At 59.6% G+C, this 23,733-nt stretch carries 12 protein-coding genes and 8 pseudogenes; 16 read left to right on the plus strand and 4 right to left on the minus strand.

The window, feature by feature from the left end; all coding sequences use genetic code 11:
- Window positions 1–9 precede the first annotated feature (9 nt).
- From LHFGNBLO_RS00615 to LHFGNBLO_RS00670, 11 genes and pseudogenes are all read left to right on the plus strand, one after another.
- Window positions 10–1,245: a serine hydrolase gene (locus LHFGNBLO_RS00615; protein ID WP_319944161.1), complete on the plus strand. Its 1,236-nt coding sequence runs from the start codon at window positions 10–12 to the stop codon at window positions 1,243–1,245.
- Between the two features lie 502 nt (window positions 1,246–1,747).
- Complete coding sequence (locus tag LHFGNBLO_RS00620; RefSeq protein WP_258600260.1) at window positions 1,748–4,435, plus strand: CehA/McbA family metallohydrolase; 2,688 nt, start codon at window positions 1,748–1,750, stop codon at window positions 4,433–4,435.
- Between the two features lie 706 nt (window positions 4,436–5,141).
- Complete coding sequence (locus tag LHFGNBLO_RS00625; protein WP_258600262.1) at window positions 5,142–6,506, plus strand: glutamine synthetase family protein; 1,365 nt, start codon at window positions 5,142–5,144, stop codon at window positions 6,504–6,506.
- Window positions 6,507–6,535: 29 nt separating this feature from the next.
- A pseudogene (locus LHFGNBLO_RS00630) lies at window positions 6,536–6,771 on the plus strand (IS701 family transposase); the annotation flags it as partial.
- Window positions 6,772–7,360: 589 nt separating this feature from the next.
- Window positions 7,361–8,203, plus strand: a complete 843-nt coding sequence (locus LHFGNBLO_RS00635; protein ID WP_258600264.1) for a transporter substrate-binding domain-containing protein — start codon at window positions 7,361–7,363, stop codon at window positions 8,201–8,203.
- Between the two features lie 2 nt (window positions 8,204–8,205).
- Window positions 8,206–9,177 (plus strand): proline racemase family protein, encoded by a 972-nt coding sequence (locus LHFGNBLO_RS00640; RefSeq protein ID WP_258600266.1) that lies wholly within the window; start codon window positions 8,206–8,208, stop codon window positions 9,175–9,177.
- Between the two features lie 12 nt (window positions 9,178–9,189).
- Window positions 9,190–9,844 (plus strand): annotated as a pseudogene (locus LHFGNBLO_RS00650) (amino acid ABC transporter permease).
- Window positions 9,844–10,707, plus strand: a complete 864-nt coding sequence (locus LHFGNBLO_RS00655) for an amino acid ABC transporter ATP-binding protein (RefSeq protein ID WP_258600271.1) — start codon at window positions 9,844–9,846, stop codon at window positions 10,705–10,707. The pseudogene LHFGNBLO_RS00650 and the gene LHFGNBLO_RS00655 overlap by 1 nt, the downstream one beginning before the upstream one ends.
- Window positions 10,695–11,594, plus strand: coding sequence for a dihydrodipicolinate synthase family protein (locus tag LHFGNBLO_RS00660; RefSeq protein WP_258600273.1), 900 nt, complete (start codon window positions 10,695–10,697; stop codon window positions 11,592–11,594). The genes LHFGNBLO_RS00655 and LHFGNBLO_RS00660 overlap by 13 nt, the downstream gene beginning before the upstream one ends.
- A 119-nt stretch (window positions 11,595–11,713) precedes the next feature.
- Complete coding sequence (locus LHFGNBLO_RS00665) at window positions 11,714–13,147, plus strand: NAD-dependent succinate-semialdehyde dehydrogenase (protein ID WP_258600275.1); 1,434 nt, start codon at window positions 11,714–11,716, stop codon at window positions 13,145–13,147.
- 34 nt (window positions 13,148–13,181) lie between these two features.
- Complete coding sequence (locus tag LHFGNBLO_RS00670) at window positions 13,182–14,570, plus strand: PLP-dependent aminotransferase family protein (protein ID WP_258600276.1); 1,389 nt, start codon at window positions 13,182–13,184, stop codon at window positions 14,568–14,570.
- Window positions 14,571–14,709: 139 nt separating this feature from the next.
- On the opposite strand, the pseudogene LHFGNBLO_RS00675 reads toward LHFGNBLO_RS00670, so the two are convergent.
- Window positions 14,710–14,906, minus strand: a pseudogene (locus LHFGNBLO_RS00675) (ATP-binding protein); the annotation flags it as partial.
- Window positions 14,907–15,142: 236 nt separating this feature from the next.
- On the opposite strand from LHFGNBLO_RS00675, the gene LHFGNBLO_RS00680 reads away from it, so the two are divergent.
- The 3 genes and pseudogenes from LHFGNBLO_RS00680 to LHFGNBLO_RS00690 form a co-directional block, all read left to right on the plus strand.
- Window positions 15,143–16,384 (plus strand): ATP-grasp domain-containing protein, encoded by a 1,242-nt coding sequence (locus tag LHFGNBLO_RS00680; protein WP_258600278.1) that lies wholly within the window; start codon window positions 15,143–15,145, stop codon window positions 16,382–16,384.
- 293 nt (window positions 16,385–16,677) lie between these two features.
- On the plus strand, window positions 16,678–18,234 hold the full coding sequence (locus LHFGNBLO_RS00685; protein ID WP_258600279.1) for a carbamoyltransferase C-terminal domain-containing protein: 1,557 nt from the start codon (window positions 16,678–16,680) through the stop codon (window positions 18,232–18,234).
- A gap of 63 nt (window positions 18,235–18,297) precedes the next feature.
- Window positions 18,298–18,402 (plus strand): annotated as a pseudogene (locus LHFGNBLO_RS00690) (transposase domain-containing protein); the annotation flags it as partial.
- Window positions 18,403–18,480: 78 nt separating this feature from the next.
- On the opposite strand, the pseudogene LHFGNBLO_RS00695 reads toward LHFGNBLO_RS00690, so the two are convergent.
- Window positions 18,481–18,720, minus strand: a pseudogene (locus LHFGNBLO_RS00695) (transposase domain-containing protein); the annotation flags it as partial.
- A gap of 491 nt (window positions 18,721–19,211) precedes the next feature.
- Here LHFGNBLO_RS00695 and LHFGNBLO_RS00705 point away from each other — a divergent pair.
- Window positions 19,212–21,281, plus strand: coding sequence for a recombinase family protein (locus LHFGNBLO_RS00705; protein WP_258600282.1), 2,070 nt, complete (start codon window positions 19,212–19,214; stop codon window positions 21,279–21,281).
- An 84-nt stretch (window positions 21,282–21,365) separates the two neighbouring features.
- Here LHFGNBLO_RS00705 and tnpC read toward each other — a convergent pair.
- Together tnpC and LHFGNBLO_RS33540 are read right to left on the minus strand one after the other, a co-directional pair.
- Window positions 21,366–22,301, minus strand: a pseudogene (gene tnpC, locus LHFGNBLO_RS00710) (IS66 family transposase); the annotation flags it as partial.
- Window positions 22,279–22,494 (minus strand): annotated as a pseudogene (locus LHFGNBLO_RS33540) (transposase domain-containing protein); the annotation flags it as partial. The pseudogenes tnpC and LHFGNBLO_RS33540, both read right to left, overlap by 23 nt.
- 59 nt (window positions 22,495–22,553) lie before the next feature.
- On the opposite strand from LHFGNBLO_RS33540, the pseudogene LHFGNBLO_RS00715 reads away from it, so the two are divergent.
- A pseudogene (locus tag LHFGNBLO_RS00715) lies at window positions 22,554–23,535 on the plus strand (IS5 family transposase).
- The last annotated feature ends 198 nt before the right edge of the window (window positions 23,536–23,733 follow it).

Raw genomic sequence — 23,733 nt, forward strand, 5'->3', positions numbered from 1 at the left:
GACGAGATTATGATGGGGACGCTTGAGTTCAACGGACAGCACTATCTAGACGGCCGCGCGTCCGATCCGCGCGAGTTCGGCTGGATGCGCGGTGCGCCGCCACCAGCCGACAAGCGCATCACTTTCGAGAGCGGCACTTTCCGCGACTTCCCACAGATCCGCTGGTCGTTTTCGCACATGCGCGAGCTCATGCCCACCGTGAACGTGTGGCGCGGGCGGGTCATGCCTTTGCAGTTCGAACGCGGCGACAAGTCCGCAGAGATTGACGCGCTCACTTTCGCCGACATGAACGGCCGCACCCGACGCTTCGACGACGCGCTGTTCGACACCTACACTGATGGCATCGTGGTGCTGCATCGCGGAAAAATTGTATACGAGCGCTACTTCGGCGCGCTCGAGCCGCACCTACCGCATGAGTGCCAGTCGTGCACGAAGTCGTACGCTGGCACGCTCGCGGCGGTACTCGTGTATGAAGGCCTGCTCAACGAGTCAAAAATGATCTCGCACTATCTGCCCGAATTAGAGGGCAGTGCGTGGGAGGATGCCACGCTGCGCCAGGTGATGGACATGCAGACTGGCTTGGCCTTCAACGAGGACTATGTCGACGAGCACTCCGACATCTGGGCGTATAGGCGGGCCTTCGGACGGCTACCGCGGCCGGCCGGCTACGATGGGCCGCGGACCTCGTGCGATTACCTGCGCACTGTGCGCAAGCAAGGCGCGCACGGCGAGTTCGCCTACCAGAGCTTGAACACTCAGGTGATGGCTTGGGTCATGATGCGCGTGACCGGCCGCTCGTTCGCACAATTGCTGCAGGAGAGCCTATGGGTGCCGCTCGGCTGCGAGGAGGACGGCTATCTTGAGATCGACTCGGGCGGCATGCCGCTGGCTGAGGGTGGCCTGAGCGCGACCCTGCGGGATTTTGCGCGCTTCGGCGAACTGATGCGGTGCGAAGGCGAGTGGCATGGAAAGCAGCTCATTCCGGCGTCTGTCGTGCGCGACGTGCAAGAAGGCAGCGATCCCGGCAAGCTCGAATTAGGTTACTCATATCGCGGCCAATGGTGGGTGTCGCACAACGAGTTGGGCTCGTTCGAAGCACGGGGCATCCACGGTCAGCGGCTGTATGTCGCGCCGAAGGCGGAGATGGTGGTTGCACGCTTCGCGTCGCACCCGGTCGCGGACAGCGCCGGCGACTCGATCACTACGCCGCAGTTGCTGGCATTAGGGAGGATGCTGCGCGCATAGCAGGTATGACGAGCAGGCTCGCTTCCGCACACCACCGCGCAGCGAGCACGAGGATCACATGGCCCGCGAGGCGCTTAAGGACCAGCAGATCGGCCTTGCTGCCTTACGAGGTAGGAGCATCGTGCAAAGCACCGGATCAGGCCAAAGTGGCTCTCATGCGGTCAGCAGAGTGGGAGACATGAATACGGTCGATCCGATCGCAACGAACGTTGTGCGCGGCTTCACAACAGTGGCAGTTGCCGATCTCATCGTAACGGCGTGGCGGATCGACGGGTCCGAGCTTCGCGCTGGACGTTCGGCCCTCAATGCCGGACTGCCTGCCAAGCGACGGTTTCCATCCAATCATACGCCTTCTCGTTCGCACTGGTCATTGGCCAAAAGCGATCAGCGGCGTCGTGTGACCCAAGGCCCAGTTTGAGATCTCGTCACTGGGCACGTCCCGGCGCAGTAATGCTCCCGGCGGCGTCAGATAAGGAGAAGGCCCCGGGGGCAAGACCTTATCTTGCTCTATATAAGAGAAATGATATGGTACATTACAGAACTTGCCACAATTCAATATGCAGCCGAAGCTAAATACGTGGAGGACCATGTCATGAGCGCTCACCGTGACGGCCCGGCTTCAGCCGTTTTCCGGCCTGCCATCCTTAATGGGACAGTGTCATTCGAGGAGCTTGCAAGACATTTAGACGCGTCAGTCGAGCTGGGAAAGGCAGCCCCGTTCGCGCATTCCGGCTCGTGCGTGGCTTGGGGCATCCCGTTTGAAATAGGGCACCCGGTTTTTCTCAGGGACCAGGCGGTTACAGTACAGATTTCACCGACCACCGCTCGTTGGTTCGTGTTCTTGCATACATCTGATATTCGGGCGCTTTCTCCCGACCAGAATGGGTTCATTTCTCCGATGCGAGGAATTGGCCAACTCGGAGAACACGCGGCAAATTACGTCCTGATTTACGAAGATGGATCTGAGGAAAGAGCGAAGATCCGGCGGCGCCATGAAGTCGGTTCGTTTGATTCCCGGTGGGGTGAGCAATGCACCCAAGCGGTAACGGCCATAAAGCCTCGTCCGCTCTCGTTGAATGGGGTTAACGAGCCGAAGCCCATGCGCGACGTCGCTGGTTACCGATACCCCGTCGAATGGGGGGCACGCCAGAAACAGCTGATTGTCGACGATTCGGTGCCTTGGATTAACTTTCTGTGGGCCTTCGAAAATCCGCATCCAGAGAAAGCTGTGGAGGCGCTCAGGTTCGAACCGGTCTGCGGCACTTTGCTGATCTCTGGACTTTCCGCAGGCAACCCCCGCTCCATGCCACTCCGCTGGGGAAAGCGTAGGAAAGCGTTGCTCAGGTTTCCAGCCGAACTGAGCTTCGATCCCGGTCTCGACGAATATAGTCTTCTGGATAAGATCCAAGTCGATCTTGGCCAACTTATCACCGCCAGCCCGCGCCTCGACTATCCCACAGAGGATTGGGAAAAGACGCGTCAAAACCTGGAGCCAGGTACGACGCTAAATGAAGTCCTCGTCGAGTACACCGCTCACGAGGACGCTGAATTCCACTTTGTGGACGGCACCCGTATTGCCGTCCGCGAACTTGATCGCGGCACGGCTCAGAACGGCTTCATCTTGCAGGCAGTGGCACCAGCGGATCGGCGCGTGATCCTTCGGGTGGTCGAGGCGGGAACGAATAAGCTCGTCCCCATCAAGCTTCACGTGCATGGTAGGATGGGGGAGTATCTTGCTCCTGTAGACCGCACGCGCGTCCCGAATTCCGGATGGTTCGAGAATTACAGTCCAGATTTTTGCCATGGCCATCACCTCTCTACCTATATTCCTGGACAGACTTCGATCAATTTACCGCTAGGCGAGGTCTATTTAGAAATCACAAAAGGATTCGAAGTTAAGCCTATCCGGAAAATTTTCATTGTCACTCCGGAAACAGAGCAAATCACCGTTGAGATCGAGAAGGTTCTTCACTGGCGCGAGGCGGGATGGGTCACCGCTGACACCCACGTTCATTTCCTTTCCCCGGGAACAGCCATGCTGGAAGGGGCCGCGGAGGGCGTAAACGTAGTCAATCTTCTTGCCAGCCAGTGGGGGGAGATGATGACCAATGTGGGCGACTTTGATGGTCACACAACTTTCGGAACGAAGGCGGCGGGAGGTGACGGCGAGTTTTTGGTTCGCGTCGGTACTGAAAACCGTCAGCATGTCCTCGGTCATATCTCGCTTCTAGGGTACTCAGGCAACATGATCTCCCCGCTGTGCTCCGGCGGCCCTGATGAGTCGGCCCTCGGTGACCCAGTCGATGTGCTCCTCACTGAATGGGCGCGGGAATGTCGAAAGCAGGGCGGCCTCGTCGTGCTGCCGCACTTTCCCGATCCCCGACTTGAGAACGCTGCAACGATAGTTCTAGAGGAGGCGGACGCGGTCGAGTTGTGCTCTCGAGGCAGCTCTTACCGTGGTGTTGATCCTTACGCGCTCTCCGACTGGTATCGCTACCTTAACAATGGATATCTTGTTCCGGCGGTAGCTGGAACCGACAAGATGTCCGCTCAATATCCTGTGGGTGCTGTCCGAACCTACACAAAAATCCGAGATGTTTTGGAATTCTCCTATGAGTCATGGATGAACGCGACACGCGCAGGTCATACGTTCGTAACCTATGGTCCTCTTATGGATTTCAACGTGGATGGAAGGCCCATGGGCAGCCGCATGAGCCTGCCTTCATCAGGTGGAACGGTTGATGTGAGCTGGAAGGTTGCAAGCGTAACCGTTCCGATGACGACGATTCAGCTTATCGTCAATGGTGAGGTCAGGGAGATTTGCACAGTCAGGCCGGACCAGGATACGGGGAGTTGGTCAGTGCGTATCACTAAGAGTTCCTGGTTCGCGTTGCTGGTCCGCGCAAAATACGATGACAAGCCGGAGATGATTGCTGCGCATTCGTCTCCAGTTATGATTGACGTAGCTGGATCTGAATTCTTCGTGGCGACCGACTCACTCACAATACTGGAACAGATCGAAGGCACGATGGCTTACATCGACACAATAGGAACCCGCGCCGAAGAGATCCGGTATAGAGAGATGCGCCTAATACTTGAGTCAGCGTATCGACGTCTTCATACCAGAATGCACGAGATGGGATTTTATCACTCACATGCTGTTGGCGCACATCATTCGGAGCATGGGTAATGGAAGCATGCACCGCGAGACCTCCTTGGAGGCAGCGACGACCTGGAGGACTTGGGTACAGTGCGTGGATCGGGAGGCTTGAAGCGCGGGTTGGCAGGCCGGCACGGCCAGTAGTCGGCTTCGCACAAACTCGCCCGGGTCGCCCCTCCAATGCGAGCGCGCAAGGACGAGCAGGCTCGGATCACGTACCCCACCTCGCGCAGCGTGCATGAGGTCCACATTGGGCCCTTGTGCGCCAGGGACCATCGGACCGGACTGACATACCTGAACATCGTGCGAAGCGCCGGCACACGAAAGTGGCTCTCATGCGGTCAGCAGGGTGGGAGACGTGATACTGTCGGTTCGATCGCAACGAACATTGCGCGCGGCTTCACAACAGTGGCAGTTGGCGACCTCATCGTAATGGCGGCTGATCGACGGCCAGAGGTTCCCAACTTCGGCGCCATCGGCGAAATCCTTCATGAATGCTTATGTCACATCTGGGCCGCACGAAACCAACGCCTTCGATACCGCCTTCCTGTTCGCACTGGCCATAGCCACACGAGGTCAGCGGCAGCATGTGACCGCGGTCCTCACTGGCACGTCCCGGGGCGCCTACGCTCCTTGTGGCGTAGCGGGGGAAGTTTTTGTCTTGCTCTGTCTAGGCGAAATGATATGGTGCATTTTACAATTGATATAACTCAATTGAGATAGAGGGCCTACTACGATGAATCGTCATGCCGCGTCTGGCACTGTCAATGGAGATCAGTTTGTCGACGCTGAAGGCGCCGAGAGTATCCAGGCTGTTATATGCGATCTAAACGGCATTCTCCGTGGGAAGCGAGTGCCAATTCAACAGATCGAAAAGGTGCTCGATGGCTCCATTCGGATGCCTTTGTCGATCCTTGGCGTCGATGTCTGGGGGGAAGATATCGTGGGAAATGTGCACGAACCTCAGAGTGGTGACGTTGACGGGATTTGCCGCCCGACAGGCCGCGGTGTTTTGCCGGTAACGTGGACCCTTAAACCCAGCGCCACTGTACCCCTTTGGTTGTTCAAAGAGACCGGCGAGCCCTTCCTCGCTGATCCTCGTCAAGCTCTTGCCGACATTGTACGGCAGTACCATGAGCTCGGACTACGCCCGGTCGTTGCGTCGGAGATGGAGTTTTATCTCATAGACTCCGAACCTGATCATGCGGAGCCCCCCATCTCCCCCTATACGGGAAAGCGTCTCGACTCAGATGCGCTCCTGTCGATCGACGAACTTGATGATTTCGGGCAGTTCTTCTCGGACGTGTACGCCGAATGCGAACGTCAAAATGTACCTGCGGACTCAGCTATTGCAGAAAATGGTATCGGTCAGTTCGAGATAAATCTGATCCATACGGATGCCCCTCTAAAAGCTGCAGACGACGCGCTGCTATTCAAGCGCATCGTTAAGGGTGTTGCCAGAAAGCATGGGTTCGCTGCGACCTTCATGGCCAAGCCCTACGGCCTACGCTCCGGAAGCGGAATGCATGTTCACTTTAGTCTCCTCGATGAAAGTGGTAGGAATATCTTTGACGACGGGACAACGGAAGGTTCGGAGGTAATGAAACATGCGGTGGCCGGGATGTTGCGCGGCCTCCCTGAAACGACACTGCTCTATGCGCCGCACTTCAATTCTTACCGCCGCCTTCGCCGCGATACTCACGCGCCGACATCGATCTCTTGGGGTTATGAAAATAGAACATCAGCAATTAGAATTCCCGGCGGGAAAAACTCCTCCCGTCGCATAGAGCACCGTGTTCCCGGTGCCGATGCTAATCCCTACTTGGTGATGGCCGGAATTCTGGGTACAGCGCTCGTTGGCATACGCAATCGATGGACGCCGCCTGAACCAGTATCCGGCCGCGCCTATCAGGAACAACTCCCAAAAATTCCGAGCGAGTGGGGCTCCGCCGTGACGGCATTTGAGCAGGGCGAAATCGTCCGGGAGATCTTCCATTCTGAACTACGCTCCATGCTCATTGCCTGCAAACGTCAGGAGATAGCAGGCTTCGCTGAGCAGGTGACGGACTTCGAGTTCAGTGCATATCTGGAAATCGTGTGATGCCTGTCGAACTTACCGGCCGTGCGAGCCTCAAGATGCTCGCCGCCACGATCAAGGCGAGGTGGATCTGTGAGCAGGCACATCAGCAATTGAAGGAGGAACTCGGCCTCGACCATTTCGAAGGCCGATCATGGACTGGATTACATCGACACGCCTTGATGACCATGATCGCCTACGCCTTTCTCCAAGCCCGCCGCCTCAAAGCAGCGGGACGGAAAAAAAGAGTCGGCGGACCACCACCGCAACCGAGCATGCCAGCTGTTAGACAAGCCATTCTCGACCTCTTCACGCGGCCGCCACCCCGCAGATGTCCTCACTGCGAGAAGCTGCTTGCAGACGCCGTCAAACCTAAACTGCCAAAGTAGTGCTAGCAGGGGACCAATCGTTTATGGCATTCTGTTGGCCGGTTACCCGTTGTGACGATCCGCAGTGATCGGCGGCGACGCGCGGACCAGCGGCTACCTACTATAGAGCACTATTTCGGGAAAGGTGCCTTGGCGCACCGCTTACAGAAGACCGGGCTCGATTTACGTTTACTGCTCGCCCTAGCCGGTGCGGTCGCACGGGTTGCGACCGCACCGGGCAAGCGGCCCGCGCCGAGGTTGCAGATAGCGGCCTCGGTCATGGAGGTGAGACTGGCTGATGGCGGCATGCAGGTGCTGTCCAGACTTTGATGGTCTTGTCCCATCCAGTTGCTCAGCTCGTTGTCGATCAGCAACGCCCCGGAACCCCTGCGATCGTGATCGCGTGCGATAAGGTAGGAGACAGTGCAAGTTAAATCTTGCGCCGTCTCAGAGAAATGATATGGTGCAATCGAGCAATGACATAATTCAATTGGAATGAAGGAGACCTCAATGAACCGTTGGATAGGTGCGATCATCGCTGCCGCCATCAGCGCGGCCGCCCTAGTCGGGCCGGCCTCCGTACCGGCTCATGCCGAAGACCCCTCTCTGGTGCTCGACCGCATCAAGGCGAGTGGCAAGTTGAAGTTTCCAGTCATGGTCGCAGAAGAGCCTGGCTACATCAAAGATCCGCGCACGGGCGAGTGGAGCGGCTTCTTCGTGGATTGGGGCAAAGATATCGCCAATATTATGGGCGTACAGATCGAGTACTATGAGACAACATGGGGCAACGTTGCTGCAGACTTTCAAGCCGGCAAGATCGATCTTGCAGTAGGGTTGAACCCCAACCCCCGTCGCGGTCTCGTTGTCGATTACGTGCCGGGGGCCATCGTTGAAGGTATTTGGGTACTCGCTGCTCGCCCGGGATTCGAGCCGAAGACCTGGCGCGAAATGGACACCAAGGAAACCCGCATCGCGGTGCAGAAGGGCGGCACGATGCAAGTCATTGCCGAAGCGGTCATTCCCAACGCCACCCTCGACGTTGTCCCCACGCGCGACCAGGCCGTGCTGGAGCTTCAGTCGGGCAAGGTCGATGCCATAATCCTGGCAGATCAGGACGCTGCCCTCCTTGACTCTAAGGGAATCGCTAAAGCCGTCGTGCCCATGCCGCTGTTGCGCAGTCCGTCCACCATCGGCATCCGCCGAGAACCAGGTAACGAAGGCTATGCAAACTTTTTGGCCAATTGGATGTCACAGCAGAACACGCTCGGTCTCGCCTGCTCGCGCATCACTCGCAGCTTGCTCGAGCGCGGCATCGACATGAAGGTGGTTCCTCAGTCTGGAAAGTACTGCTGACCATGCACGCGAGCCGTCTCTTCTCCGTGATCGACAGCCACACCGCCGGGCACCCGACTCGCACGGTCATCTCGGGCATCCCTCCGTTGCGCGGGCACAATGTACGCGCGCAACGGGACGATTTCCGCGCCGTCCATGATGGGTTGAGGGGACTGCTGCTTCACGAACCTCGCGGGCATGCCGCCATGGTGGCAGCGGTGCCCGTGCCCTCCCGCGAGGCGGATCAGGGGCTGTTTTTCATCTTCTCGTATATGTACGCCGACATGTGCGGTCATGCCACGATTGGCTACATCGCCAGCTTGGCCGCCACGGGCGCTCTGCCGCAGGGCTTTGAACAAACCGGCATGTCCATCGAGACCCCGGCGGGTATCGTCCATGTGACCGGTACCTTCGAGGCTGGCCAGCTGACCTCAGTGGTACTACGCAACGTGCCATCCTATCTCGCCTCCGCCGATGTAGCCGTCGAGGTCGAGGGCCTCGGCAAGGTGACCTGCGACATCGCCTATGGCGGCATCATGTATGCCCTGGTTGACGCGAGCCAGGTCGATCTTCCCTTCGACATCGACCACGCCAGCCGCTGGTGCCACGCAGGGGTGGCTATCAAGCAGGCGCTTAACTCCGCAAGCGGCCACCCTCAGGTCGGCAGCGTGCTGTTCCATCAGGCCATTGAAGGCGGCGCCCGCCATCTGGTGATTTTGGCGACCAACAAGTTCGACCGTTCGCCCTGCGGCACCGGTACCTCCGCACGGCTGGCCCAGCTTCACGCTCGTGGGGAGTTGGCGACTGGCGCCCCTTACCGGGCCGAAAACATCCTCGGCGTGCCCTTCGCGGCCAAGGTCGCGGAGTTGGCTCAGGGCAAGGACGGCCAGCCCGCCGTGATCCCAGAGGTGCGCGGCATGGCTCATATCAGCGCATTTTCCACCCTGGTGCTGGAAGCGGACGATCCGCTGTCAGCCGGCTTTCTTCCCAACTGACGGAGAGGGCTTATGAAATTCGACCCGTCCGTCGTCCTCGCGAATTGGGACATTCTTGCCTTCGGCCTGCTCATAACGCTGAAATACACGATTTATACCTGCGCCATCGGCCTCGCGATTGGTCTCTTCGTGGCGCTGCTCCAACTCACTCCGTGGCGGCTGACGCGCTGGATCGGCCAGAATCTGGGTGGAATTCTTCCGCAACATCCCGCTGCTGGTGTTGCTCATGTGGATCTACTATGCCCTACCAATCTTCTTTCAGATCCAGATCGGCAAGGAAACGGCGGGGATCCTCGGTCTCGGGTTCTATGCCAGCGGCTTCTATGCCGAGATCTTGCGCGCCGGTGTCCAGTCCATCGACCGTGGCCAGACCGACGCCGCAGTGGTGCTGGGCATGGGCTACTTCCAGCGCATGAAGCGTATCATCCTGCCGCAGGCTTTGCGCCGCATGGTGCCGCCGCTGGTGGGCCAGACCATCATGCAGCTCAAGAACACCACGCTCCTCTCGGTGCTGACCATCCCCGATCTGCTTTACCAGGCGGGCTACATTGCCAGTTTCACCTACCGGCCAATGGAGGTCTACACCGTCATCGGCGGCATCTTTATCCTCATCCTGTTCCCCCTCAGCGCTCTTTCGCGCCGGTTCGAGCGCAAGGAGGCCGCGTGATGACCGCAACATCCACAGAAGTCGTTCTGAGCGTACGCGGCATCGAGAAGTCCTTCGGGACGCACCATGTCCTACGCGGCGTCGATCTTGACGTCCGCCGCGGTGAGGTGGTCTGTCTGATCGGCGCCAGCGGCTCGGGCAAGACCTCGCTGCTGCGCTGCATGAACTTGTTGTTGGAGCCCGACCAGGGCGAGATCCTCATCGAGGGCGCGCCCCTTTTCCGCTGCACGGCGACCGCGCGGCTGAAGCTCTCTAACGCGCAGGTAAACGCCGCGCGCGTGAAGACCGGCATGGTGTTCCAGAACTTCAACTTGTTTCCTCACCGTACCGCGTTGCAGAACATCATCGAAGCCCCGCTGGTGGTGAAGAAAGTGCCGCGCGCCGAAGCCGAGGTACAGGCTCACGAACTCCTCACCCGCATGGGTCTTCCCGACGCCGGGCATAAATACCCGTCACAGTTGTCGGGCGGCCAGCAGCAGCGGATCGCCATCGCCCGCGCACTTGCCATGCAGCCCACCATCATGTTGTTCGACGAGCCGACATCGGCGCTGGACCCGGAACTGGTGGGCGACGTGCTCGCTGCAATCCGTCAGCTCGCCGCCGACGGCATGACCATGGTTATCGTCACCCATGAGATCGGCTTCGCCTATGAGTTGGCCGATCGGGTGGTCTTCATGGACCAGGGCGTTGTCGCCGCCAGCGGCGCTCCGCGTGAACTCCTGCTGTCAGGCGCAAACCCGAGGCTCGCGGCCTTCGTCGGCCGCTTCACTGAACAAGCCCGCCTTCTCGGCCCTCTCACGGCCGCGGCCGACGCACCTTCAACAAAACTCCCAACAAAGGATAATCGATCATGGCCGATGTAAACTGGGGCGGTATCTTCCCCGTACTCGTCACTCCCTTCGGAGCCGATGGCTCCATCAATGAGACCCGATACAAGGCGCTCGTCGACGACGCCATTGCCAATGGCGCGCGGGGCGTCGTCGCGGCTGGCAGCACCGGCGAATTCTATGCTCTCACCAAGGCCGAGCGCGCGCGCCTCTACAAGCTGACAGTTGATCATGTGGCCGGCCGCGTGCCCGTTCTGGCGGGCGTCGCCGACCTGCGTGTCGAGGATGTGCTGGAGGCGTGTCAGTCGGCAGTGGTGGCGGGCTGCGCAGGCGGCATGATCCTGCCACCCATCTACGCCATGCCGAGCCCGCGTGAGATCGTGGCCTTCTTCGAGTACATCTCCCGCAACACCCCGCTGGCGCTGATGCTCTACAACAGCCCGCGCCGCGCAGGCGTCGACATCACCCCGGCCCTCGTGGAGCAGCTCTCCGCGCTGCCAACCGTGGTCGCCATCAAGGACAGCTCCGGCGTCATTACCCAGGTGAGTGAGCTCGTGCAGCGCGTGGGTGACAAACTCCGCGTCTTCGTCGGCTACGAGACCATGATCGTTCCGGCCCGCGCCGTTGGCGCCCATGGCGTCGTCGCCATGGCGCACCAGATCGCCGGGCCGTTGATCCGCGACTACTGGGACAAGGCGCTTACAGGCGACAAGGCACTGCATGACCTCGGCCGCGACGTATTCGCCTTCTACCGTTGCTTCCAGTCCGGGGCCTACTACGCGGCCATCAAAGAGACCATGAGCCAGCTTGGCCGCGACGCCGGTGGCCCGCGCCTGCCGCTGCTGCCCCTGGCAGATGAACAGAAAGCCACCATCGCCAACATCATCGCCGACGCCGGCCTCGCCCGCTGGGCCAACGCCTAAGGCGATTCACAAAGAGATTCTACCGGGTCGTTCCAGCGTTATCTCGACCCGGAACCTATTCCGAGCGCGCTTACGCCTTGCTGGCGTCTGAGCGCACATTCCAGTCCAAGGAAAAAGATATGTACACGAAACTGGCACTGCTCATCGACGGCGAATGGATAGAGGAAACCAATGCTGGGAGCGAAACCGTTCTCAATCCTGCCACAGAACAGCCCCTCGGCACGCTGCCCCACGCCGGAAAGGCAGAGCTTGACCGCGCTCTCGCGGCGGCAAGCCGGGCCTTCGAGGGCTGGAAGCGTACCTCACCTTACGAGCGTGGCAAGATCCTGCGCCGCGCCGCTGACTTGATGCGTGAGCGTCTAGACCACATTGCGACGGTGCTAACGTTGGAGGAAGGTAAGACTCTGGCGGAGGCGAAAGGTGAGATTACCGCCGCGGCAGAGTTCTTTGACTGGTTCGCAGAAGAGGGGCGGCGTAGCTATGGCCGTGTTATCCCGGCGCGCTTGCCCGATATGCGCCAGACGGTCACACAGGAACCGATTGGCCCTGTGGCTTGTTTTACGCCATGGAACTTCCCGGCTGTGACGCCCGCGCGCAAGATTGCCCCTGCTCTAGCCGCTGGGTGCACCTGCATCATCAAGCCGGCTGAGGAAACGCCGGGCACCACGCTGGAAATGGCGCGGGCGCTCACCGATGCAGGGCTACCCAAAGGTGTGCTGAACGTGGTCTTCGGTGTGCCAGCAGACGTCTCCGAGTACCTCATTCGTTCACCGCTGATCCGCAAGATCTCCTTCACCGGATCGACTCCGGTGGGCCGTCACCTCGCTCGGCTGGCAGGAGAGACTCTGACTGTTGCCACCATGGAGCTGGGCGGCCACGCGCCCGTGATTGTCGCGAAAGATGCCGACATTCAGCGCGCGGCGGAGCTCTCGATGACCATCAAACTTCGCAACACTGGCCAAGTCTGTACCTCGCCGACGCGCTTCTTCGTCGAACGCCCTATCTACGAAGAGTACCTTGAACACGCGCGCGCCTTCGTGGAGAAGCAGGTGGTGGGCGACGGCCTGCAAGCAGGCACCACCGTGGGTCCCCTCGCCAACACCCGCCGCGTTGCTGCCATGGATGACCTAATCTCCGATGCCTTGTCCCATTCGGCCCGTCTGGTCGCCGGAGGCGAACGCCTGAAGGGGATAGGCCTGATGTACAAGCCCACCATCTTGGCGGACATGCCCGATCAGGCGAAGGCCATGACAGAGGAACCATTCGGCCCGCTTGCGCTAATACAACCTGTTGATGACATAGAGCAGGCCCTCGCACGAGCGAACGCGTTGCCTTATGGTCTGGCCGGGTATGCCTTCACTCGCTCCGCCGCGACTGCCAACCGCATAGCGGAGGAGCTAGAGGTGGGCGTTATCGGCATCAACCAGATGGTGGTGACGATCCCTGAAACCCCTTTCGGCGGAATCGGCGACAGCGGCTGGGGTCGCGAAGGCGGTATCGAGGGTCTGGAATCCTACACTGTAAGAAAATATGTCGGCCATCTTCATGTCTAGCACGGGATGAGACGAAAGGAAAAGGAGGGCGGGCATGAGCTTGGATGGGACATTTTCGGGCTGGCGGCCGCGGCAGCTTGCCGCCGAGGGACCGCGCTACCTTGCCCTGGTCAATGCTCTGGAGCAGGACATCGCCGATGGCCGGCTGTCGGATGGCGACCGCCTGCCGCCGCACCGTGACCTAGCGCGAGAGCTTAGTCTTTCCGTCGGCACTGTGAGCAAAGCCTACCAGGCGGCCGAACAGCGCGGTATCGTCAGCGGCCATGTCGGGCAGGGCACCTTCGTCCGTCGCCGTTCCGCCGCCCGCGCCGAGGCGGCTGCAGGACATGAACCAGTCAATTTAGCGCTCAACATGCCCGCCGAGGGGAACGAAGCGCAGATCCTGTCGGCGTTGTTTGGCGAGATAGTGCGCGAGCGTGATCTTGCACCGTTGCTGCGCTACCACCCCCACGGCGGCATCTGGAGGCACCGCGAAATCATCGCCGCCTCGCTGTCCGACAAAAGCTTTGCCGTCGAGCCGGCACGGCTGTTCCTGTGCAACGGCGCCCAGCACGCCATCGACATCGCGCTGCGCCTGGTGGCGAAGCCCGGCGACAGCATCTTGGTGGATGCTTTCACCTATTCCGGCTTCAAGGCAATCGCTGCAGCCAGCCATTTCAACTTGGTGCCTGTGGAGATGGATGAGGAGGGAATAGATCCAGAGGCGCTGAAACAGGCCTGCCGCGGGTCCGGCGCGCGGGTGCTCTATTGCATGCCAACGCTGCAGAGCCCTACGGCACGCACCATGAACCTTGGGCGTCGCCGGGGTATCGCTGACCTGGCCGAGGAACTTGATCTCACCGTCATCGAGGATGACGTCTACGGGTTTTTCTTCGCCGAGCGTCCTGTGCCGATCGCCTCGTTGGCGCCGGGCCGAACCTTCTACGTCACGTCCTATTCCAAATGCATTGCACCGGGCTTCCGACTCGGCACATTGACGGTCCCGACGGCCTACATTGCTCAAGCCGAGCTCCTTCTGCACGCCTCCGCCTGGTTTGTGGCTCCCATGCTGAGCGAGGCAGTGGTGCGGCTGATTGAAAACGGCAAGCTGGAAGAACTTCTGCGTGAGCGGCGCCGGCAGGCGCTGGAGCGTTACCGCGTGTTCCTAGAGGTCTTTCCCAACGCCGCAAAACTTCAGTTCCCGGCCTTCTTTGGATGGTTGCCATTGCCGGCGGAGTGGTCCGCAGATCAATTTGCCGCCGCTGCGCGGGGTCGCGGCATATTTGTGACGCCGCCCATCGCCTCCGGGGTGGGTGAGGCTGACCCCGGCGCAATCCGCATCTGCCTTGGCGCGCCAAAGGACCTTAGAGAACTCTCTGATGTGCTTCAGGCACTGCGCGATATCTTGAGTCGCCACCCAGCAAGCGTCGTTTCCGTCGCATAGCTGGATGCTTGTTTCCGGCCAAGTCTGTCAATCGGACTTGAATCGGCACGCCGGTAGGCGTGCAAAAGGCAGGTAAGGCTGGATCAGGCGCGGTTTTTGAAACGCCAGGATTCGTTGCCGGTTACAACCGTTTCGCGACGAGCCGCCCCTGCTTGCCGTTGCGGTTCTCGGTCTCGATCCGTTTGACGAGGTAACAACATTGTAGAAGCGGCCCCGAGCATCGTTGCGAATGAGCGATCGAGCGACTGCGATGGCGGGCTGCGACTTGCCGATTGCGGTGCTGCCGATGAAGGCCGCATTGCGCTGGTCAGCGATGAAAGCACCCGTGGCAAGCTCACCCTCAGCGAAATGCGCAAACCAGCGCTCCGCATCCGCCACTCGAGACGCTCCGTGCCACACGCCGATCGCAAACCTTGCAACAAATCCTTCAAGTAACATTTACAGAATCTTTGCGACCGCAAATCCTTAACGATGCTACGTTCCTCAGCAACTTCAACGGCGCGGCACCCAAGTCTGCGGTACGACTGAAATGCCGCTGCCTATGTACGCTAGACAACAGAGGGGTCGAAAGAATGGCGAGAAGAGCGCTCATCCTGATTGAAGGCGGAGCATGGGGTTGTTGTCTGCTATACGTCCAAGCGGCCCAGCGTCTTGGTCTTCATCCAATTAACCTTTCGGCTAACCCCGCTCAGCACGACTTTCTTATGGCCGGATGTGAAACAATCCGTGTGGATACAGGCAATCTCGATGCTCTAATCGGCGAATGTTCCCGGTTGCGTGCCTCCCATGAGATTGTTGGCATTGTATGCGCCGAGGAGCGGGTCCATGCGACAGTTGGCAAGCTCTGCCAGTATTTCGATCTACCGGGACCGAACCCGGCATCGATCGAACTATGCTGCGACAAATTTACCCAACGTCAGCTCCTGGCGGAGGCCGACATTCCAATACCTGCTTATCGCTTGGCAGCGAACGCGAGGGACGTAGAAAGCTCTGCTGCGGAGATAGGCCTTCCAGTGATTCTTAAGCCGGCCGTGGGCAGCGGCAGCGTCGGTGTCCGATTGTGCCGGAACTTCGATGAGGTAGCCGACCATACGACCTACCTGTTAGGCGGGAAGCATATATGGCAGTCTTCGCCGAGGATACTGGTCGAAGAGTTCGCGCAAGGCCCACATTATCTCGCTGCAACGATGGGAAATGAGGTCATTGGCTTCGGCGCCGCTGAGTACGGCCCTCCACCGCATTTTGTCTTTCGCCAGTTGACCTTTCCGGCCCAGCTGACCGATGATCAGCATGAGCGTGTCGCTGGTGTTTCGCTGAGCTGTTTGCGAGCTCTCGGCCTTGGCTGGGGGCCAACAAACATTGAAATCCGGTGGACGGAGCGTGGCCCAGTCGTCATTGAAGTCAATCCGCGTCTTGCTGCCGCGCCCGAGCCTCAACTGCTTCAGCTGGCTTACGGTATCGATCTCATCGCCGCGCATATCAAGCTTGTCATCGGCGACGACTGGAATTTGCGCAAAACGCATTCGTACACTGCGGCCGCACAGTCCCTAATTCCTGATCGGGATGGCACTCTCGATTGGATCGATGGCGAGCGTCGGGCAGCAGCTATACCAGGTGTCGCCGAGGTCAAACTCTATGTCGAACCCAAGACACGGATCGTCAGGAAGGGCGATTTCCAAGACCGCATGGGATATGTCATCGCGGCTTCACCCAGTCGTGCTGAGACCGACGTGATACTTCAGCGCGCCGTCGACTTAATCAACTGGTCGATCACACCATTTCCGCCCCTCGGCGAACAGGAACAATCTGAATGACGCTTCAAACTGGACGGTTTTTGGCCAGGGCGTAGGGATCGGTCATTTGCGGGGGATGGGCGACGTTTCCCTTATGGGTGTCAAAGATCTGTCCGCGCCAAACGCCTTCGGGGACGTCCGATTGGCGGTTGCCAGTCGATTGCTGAGACGCCCGGCGGCACGAACGGCCGGCTTCGAGCTCTCAAAACGGCGCGCAAGCAGCTGATCGTTCTGTCGCAGAGAAAAGAACCGAATTGTTCAGCGGATTAAGGAATTTCGTCGAGACGAGCGGCGTTGCACCAAGGAGTAGTAGCATGAGGATAATGGCGTTCAAACCGGACCATGATGGGACAATTGCGGCGTTGGATGTATCAGCAGCCGAGCTGATTTATTCATACGAGGCTGAGAAGGATAGCTTTCCCCGATATTCGCCCATTAACCCCACGACCATCCTCGAAGCCGCTGGGCGCCTGGACACGATTCCGGATGTGATTGCTGTCGGTGGTTGGGAGACAACGGGATTCGGCCACGACGCGGTAGGCTACTATGGAATAGCTCAGGGGTCGGCTGTTGTCGGCGAGAGGACCATTTTCGGCCGCAAGGTGCATTTCTATTCCTCGACGCACGAGCGCTCCCATCTCTGGGGCTGCTACGGCATGTCGCCATTCCCGGCCGGGATGCCCTGTTATGTGCTGATCTGGGAAGGATGGTGCGGCGATTTTTATGAAATCGATGAGTGCCTGCAGGTCGTGCATAGGGGAAAAGTGATGGCGTATCCCGGCCACAAATATGCTTTCCTTTATGCGCTTGCCGATCCGAGCGCAGGACCAACGCGTATGGAAGACGCCGGAAAGTTAATGGCGCTTTGCGCCTATGGGCAGACCGGATCGCCTGACTGGGACGAGCAGTCGCTAATCGATTTCCTACTTCCAAGCGATGTGTACCCGTTGTACAAGGAGGATGTGCGGAATTCGCCCTACTATAACATTGGCGTAACCCATCAGAAGTTCACCAACCTCGCCAGGCGCGTTTCGGACGCCATCTTCGATTCGTTCCACACTTTCGCGAAGAAGAACCTGACAAAGGGCTACCCGTTGCTGATTTCCGGCGGGTGTGGATTGAACTGCGAGTGGAACCGCCGTTGGCTCGAAACGAATCTTTTTCCCGACGTTTTTATTCCGCCGTGCACAAACGATACAGGCTCGGCGATCGGGACCGCAGTCGACGCTATGCGGCATTTCACCGGCAACGCGAAGATCAAATGGAACGTCTATTCAGGCCAGCCTTTCATATTTGATGACATCGATCAGGCTGGACTCGAGGTCTATCCACTCGATTACGGCCAGGTGGCCTCGGCGCTGCTCGAGGACAAGGTGATCGGCTGGGTACAGGGAAATTGCGAAATCGGGCCACGGGCGCTCGGCAACCGGTCAATTCTCGCGGCGCCTTTTTCAAAGGTAACCCATGAGCGCTTAAACCGCATCAAGAACCGGGAGGATTTCCGCCCGATTGCGCCGGTTTGCCTGGAAAAGGACGTGGGCGTCCACTTCGATCTAGCACGCCCGTCGCCCTATATGCTTCTTTTCCAGAAGGTCCTTGATAGCCGATTGAGAGCCGTCACCCACGTTGACGGCACAGCGCGGGCTCAGACCGTTTCGCAGGAGCAAAACCCACGCCTGTTTCAACTGCTTACCACGTTCAAAGCTCAAAGCGGCGTCGGCGTTCTATGCAACACATCGCTGAACTTCAACGGCACCGGCTTCATCAATCGCGCAAGCGATTTGCTGACGTATGCCCGGGCCACAGGTCTCGACGGATTCGTGATCAACGATGCCTTTTATCTCCTCAAGCAAGCCCCCCTCACCGCATAGACTGGACAGAAAAAGACCGCGTAGCGAGGGAGAAAGCATCCCTCCGCGCATCATGAGGTCCCGTCGGACACCGGCGCGGAGACCCTAGCACGTGCCATGACGATCATTGAGACGGCCAAGATGAATGGCTTCGATCCGCAGGCATATCTGGCCGACGTGCTCGATCGCAGTACGCATACGACGAAGGCCGCATGATTGGGACACGCGCGCGTGCGCGGCAGGCTCTATGATGGCGTTGCGTGAAGGTCAGGCGGTCTGCTGATCGACCGGTTTGTCGGCGTCGCGCAGCTTTTTCCATTGCCAGGGCAGTAGTTCGTGCAGACGCGAGGCGGGAAGATCGGCAATGCGGGCCAGGACGTCGGCGAGCCAGGCTTTCGGGTCGACGTCGTTGAGGCGTGCCGTGGTGATGAGGGTAAGCATAACGGCGGCGCGGTCGGCGCCGCGCAGGGAACCGGCGAAGGTCCAGTTTCGCCTTCCCAGAGTCATCGCAGGGTCATTCTGCCCATGTCGGGCAGATGGTAGAGTTTCATTATCGCTGGCATCCATATTACGGCGGTCGTTTTCGGCATGAAGGTCGCGAGGACCGGGCCAATGGCGCGATCATCCGGGTAGAGATCAGGCCGGGTGAGATCATCCAGGTGGCGGAGTGTGGAGTGGATGCTGGATCGGGCGTTTTGCGCCGACATGGAGATGGGCGAACCGCGCGTTGCGGTGGTTGGGCTTGCAGAGCTTCATAGACTGCTTACCGAGCGCGGTTTCAGGCAGACTTCGACGGATGGACTCACGGCCATCCAGGAGGCGCGCCATGAAGGCACTACCACGACCCTCGTCGCTACCGCTGCTGACCCAGCAGCTGAGCATGCCGCTCGATACGCCGCAGATGCGAGGCCTGAGCGACGCGGAACGAAGCGCCGTCGTTGCCAGGCTGGCGACCCTCCTGATGGCCGCGGCCGGCGTCGCGACGAAGGAGACGAGCGATGACGGGCAATGATCTCCTTCCAGCGACGGTGCTGAAGCGCAAAGCTGTGGTCTACGTTCGACAGTCGACCCCCGGTAAGGTCCAGAACAACCTGGAAAGCCAGCGGCGACAATATGAACTTGTGGATGTTGCGCGCCGCTGGGGATTCCATGATGTCGAGGTGATCGACGATGACCTTGGTCGGACCGCCAGCGGCGCTGTCGACCGCCCTGGTTTCGAGCGACTGGTGAGCGGCCTGTGCACAGGCAAAGTTGGCGCAGTGCTCTGCCTCGACGCATCGCGCCTTTCCCGTAACGGCCGGGATTGGCACCACCTCCTGGAACTGTGCGGCCTGGTTGAAGCGCGCGTCATAGATCTCGACGGGGTGTACAATCCTTGTCGGCCTAACGATCGATTGTTGTTGGGCATGAAGGGCAGCATCAGCGAGTTTGAGCTCGGCATATTGCGAACGCGCATGCTTGACGCGGCTCGCGCCAAAGCGCGGCGGGGGGAACTGCGCCTCAGTGTTCCGATCGGCTATATCTGGCATCGTGAATACGGTCTGGGGCTTGATCCTGATCTTCGGGTACAGCAGGCGATCCGCCTCATCTTTTCGCGCTTCCGTGAGCTTGGCAGCGCCCGCCAGGTGCTGATTTCGCTGACGGCTGATAATTTCCATTTTCCCCGCCCTTCTGACGGGCGCAAAACGGTGTCCTTCGACTGGGTGCCGGTTCGCTATCGAAGTGTTATTTCGATCCTGAAGAACCCATTCTACGCCGGGGTCTATGTCTATGGTAAAAGCGAGAAGCGAACGGAGATTGTCGATGGCAGGGCTCGCAAAAGCTACGGCCACAACAAGCCCTTTGGAACGTGGGAAGTGCTGCTCCAGGATCATCATGAAGGTTATATCGATTGGAGTGAGTTTGAGCGGAACCAGAGCCATATCGCCGTCAATGCCTTTGGACAGAAAGGCGGCATCAAGTCGGGTCGTGGCGGCCGTGCGCTGCTTGCGGGCCTGCTCACCTGCGGCCGATGTGGAAGGCGGTTGGGCGTTGTCTATTCGGGCCGGCCTCCGGGTCATCCCTATTACCGCTGCGAACGTATCAACCAGATGCTGGCCAAGCCGCGATGCATGACTTTTGGCGCATCTCGCATCGACCCTGCCATCGGCAAAGAGATATTGAGAGCCGTGACGCCAATGGCGATCGAGGCCGCAATGGAAGCTGATCGTGCGCATCGGAATAATCTGGAAGAACGACACCGTATGGTGGAGCTGGACTTGCAGCAAGCTCGATACGAGGCATCTCTGGCTGAGCGTCGCTATGCCGCTTGCGACCCCGACAACCGGCTGATCGCTGCCCAACTTGAGAAGAGCTGGGAGGCAGCGCTCAGGCGCGTGGAAGCCTGTGAAGCGGGTTTGGCCCAAGCGCGACAAATCGATCTTGTCACCCCAGTTCCCGATTTTGCTGGCATTGCCACCGACCTGGAGGCTGCCTGGCGCGCGCCTGACGTCGATATGCGTTGCCGTCAGCAGCTCCTCCGCACCCTCGTGTCGGATATCATCGCTGACGTCGATGAAGAGCAACGTGAAGTTATTTTGACGATCCACTGGAGGGGTGGCCAGCACTGCCAGCTGCGTATTCGCAAACCCAAAGCTGGCGAACATGGCCAGAGTACTCCGGAGGCCGCCCTTGCCGTCATGCGGTCTATGGCTACCCGCTGGTCCGACACAGACATTGCTGCGACTCTCAACCGGATGGGAATGCAGACCGGACAAGGCAAAACCTGGACGGCGCGCCGTGTCGGGGCACTGCGCACGGTCCATAAAATCCACGGCTACCGATCCGCCGAAAAGAATGGCGAATGGCTCACGCTGACCGAAGCCGCCAAAAAGCTTGGAGTTACCGCTCATCGTGTCCGTCGACTGATCAAGGAGGGCGTGCTCCCTACCGAGCAGGTTGTTCCGGATGCGCCGCACCAAATACGAGCCACGGACCTGGAAAAGGATCAAGTAACCCAGTTTCCGCGTCACAGGGGCCCGTGTCGTATCAAAATGGAAAACCAAAAGTCCCTGTTTCCGGACGTTTGAGGAGGAGGTGCAGTATGAATCGGTCGTTGCAATGCCACGCAGCGCTCTTTCGGCCGCGTTGTTGCTGAGGCAGATTCTGCCGTCGTCGATGAAGCGAGCGAAGTCGGCCCAGCGCCTGAGCATGTAGTTGATTGGCTTCAGGACCTCGGAAGAGCGCGAGAGGGTATCGCGCTCGCGGAGCAGCCAGGCGTGCATATCGTCGAGAAGTGGTTTGCTCTTCTCCTGGCCATCCCGGGCCTTTTTCGCGATGTCGGCCAATTCGAATAATCCTCGCCGCGCATGGGCGTAGCAAAAGGCCGGCGTGATCGGCTGCTCCTTCCGCTGCGGGTCGAACAGCGGCTCAAAGCCACTGTAACAGTCGCACTGAAGGATGCCGGCAAACCCGGCCAGATGCTTCTGAGGATGCTCGCCACGCCGGTCGCTCGAGGCGTAATAGATCGCCGCCGGCGGCGCAGGCCCGGCGAAGGGACGGTCATCGCTCGTATAGGTCCATATGCGCCCGGTCGCACACTTGCCCTTCGCCAGGATGCGGATGGTGGTGTCGTCGCCATGAAGGCGCTCGGCTGCGAGCACATGGCGCTCGATCAGCTGGAAGAGCGGCATGACGGCGAAGGTTCCGTGGCCGACCTGATCGGCCAGCGTCGACAGCGGCAGCTCGATCCCCTCGACCTTGAAGCGCGCGCTCTGGCGGTTGAGTGGAGCATGCATGCCGAACTTGTCGAACAGGATTGTCGCCAGCAGTTGGGGACCGATGAAGCCGCGCGGCGTGACATGGAACGGCGCCGGCGGCTGAGTGATCTTCTCGCAGTCGCGACAGGTGAACTTTTCGCGCACCGTCTCGATCAGCTTGAACCGGCGCGGGATCTCTTCCAGCGTCTCGGTCACATCCTCGCCCAGCTTGGACAGCCGAGATCCGCCGCAGCAGGTGCAGTTGGTGGGTGGCTCGACGACGATGCGCTCGCGCTCGATGTCGGTCGGCCACGGCTTGCGCACCGGCCGTTTGCGCGTGAAGGGGCGCACCGTCTGGGTCTTCGCCGCCCGCGGCCTGCGCGGCAAGCTCGTCCTCGGTCGCCGAGGTCACGAGGTCTTCGAGTTGCAATTCCAACTGTTCGATCAGCCGCGCCGTGCGCTCGGAGCGCTGCCCGTACAGTTCGCGTTTCAGCTTCTCGATGCGCAGCTCGAGATGCGCAATCCGCAGCGTTGGTGCATGGATCCTTTGTCAACGGTTTGGCGATAGGCAGGCAGGATCGAAATCAGCTTGATGCGAGTGCCATGCCGTACAAACACAACGCAGATCGTCGTCATCACGTCGGAAAGATGAAATTCAGGGTGACGAATTGGCGTGACTACGAAGCAGGTCTGCGCCGGCGTGGTAGCCTGACCTTATGGGTAACGCCGGAGGCACTGGCGGGATGGCGCGCTCCGCGACGCAAGACCCGCGGCGGCCAAGCCCGGTATTCCGATCTCGCCATTGAGACAGCGCTGACGCTGGGTTGCGTCTTCGCAATGCGGCTGCGCCAGACCGAGGGATTGCTCCACTCGCTGCTGGATCTCATGGGGCTGAAAGTCCCAGTTCCAGATCATACGACGCTGAGCCGTCGGGCACAGAAGTGGGAGCCATCAGCCCGACGAAACCCGCCGCTGCCGGACGGCCCGCTGCATGTGCTTGTCGATAGCACGGGATTGAAAGTCTGGCGCCGGGCAATGGGTGGAGCAGAAACATGGCGCCAGATCACGTCGCAACTGGCGCAAGCTGCATCTGGCAGTGGATGCCAAAAGTGGCGCGATCATTGCCCAAAGGCTGACAGATCAGGACACGGATGATCCTTCCCAGGTGGCACCGCTGCTCGATCAGATCGACGGCGAGATCGACCAGTTCACAGCCGACGGAGCCTATGACGGCAAGCCAACCTATCGGTCTATCCTGCAGCACAGCGCAACCGCGAACATCGTCATTCCACCGCGTTCCACGGCGGTGGAAAGCGGTGATACCGGACCGCCTGGTCAAAGGGACAAGCACATTGCCGCAATCGCAAGCGACGGTCGGCTGAAATGGCAGGCAGCCACCGGCTACGGCAAGCGGGCGCTGAGCGAAACAGCCATCGGACGATACAAGGGGCTGATCGGACGGCGCCTGCGAGCACGCTCTCTTCCGGCTCAACAGACCGAGGTTGCCATCGGTTGCATCGTTCTCAACCGCATGCTGGCATGGGCACGCCCGGAGTCTATCCGGCGTCAAGTCACGCAGGCATAACCAACTACATTAAAGATCGAAATGCGTTCGATTTCATATCCGCGCACCAACGCCGTTCGAGAAGCTCCAGAAGTATGCAGCCACATGACAGCGATACATCAGCGGGCAAACGATCAACATCAATGGCGGCTAGCCGTGAGCTCCTGATGGTTTCGACTGTCCGTACTCGTGGACGAGGAGTATATTCAGTTCCTGCCC

This window comes from Mesorhizobium sp. AR10 (assembly GCF_024746795.1).
Lineage (GTDB): Bacteria > Pseudomonadota > Alphaproteobacteria > Rhizobiales > Rhizobiaceae > Mesorhizobium.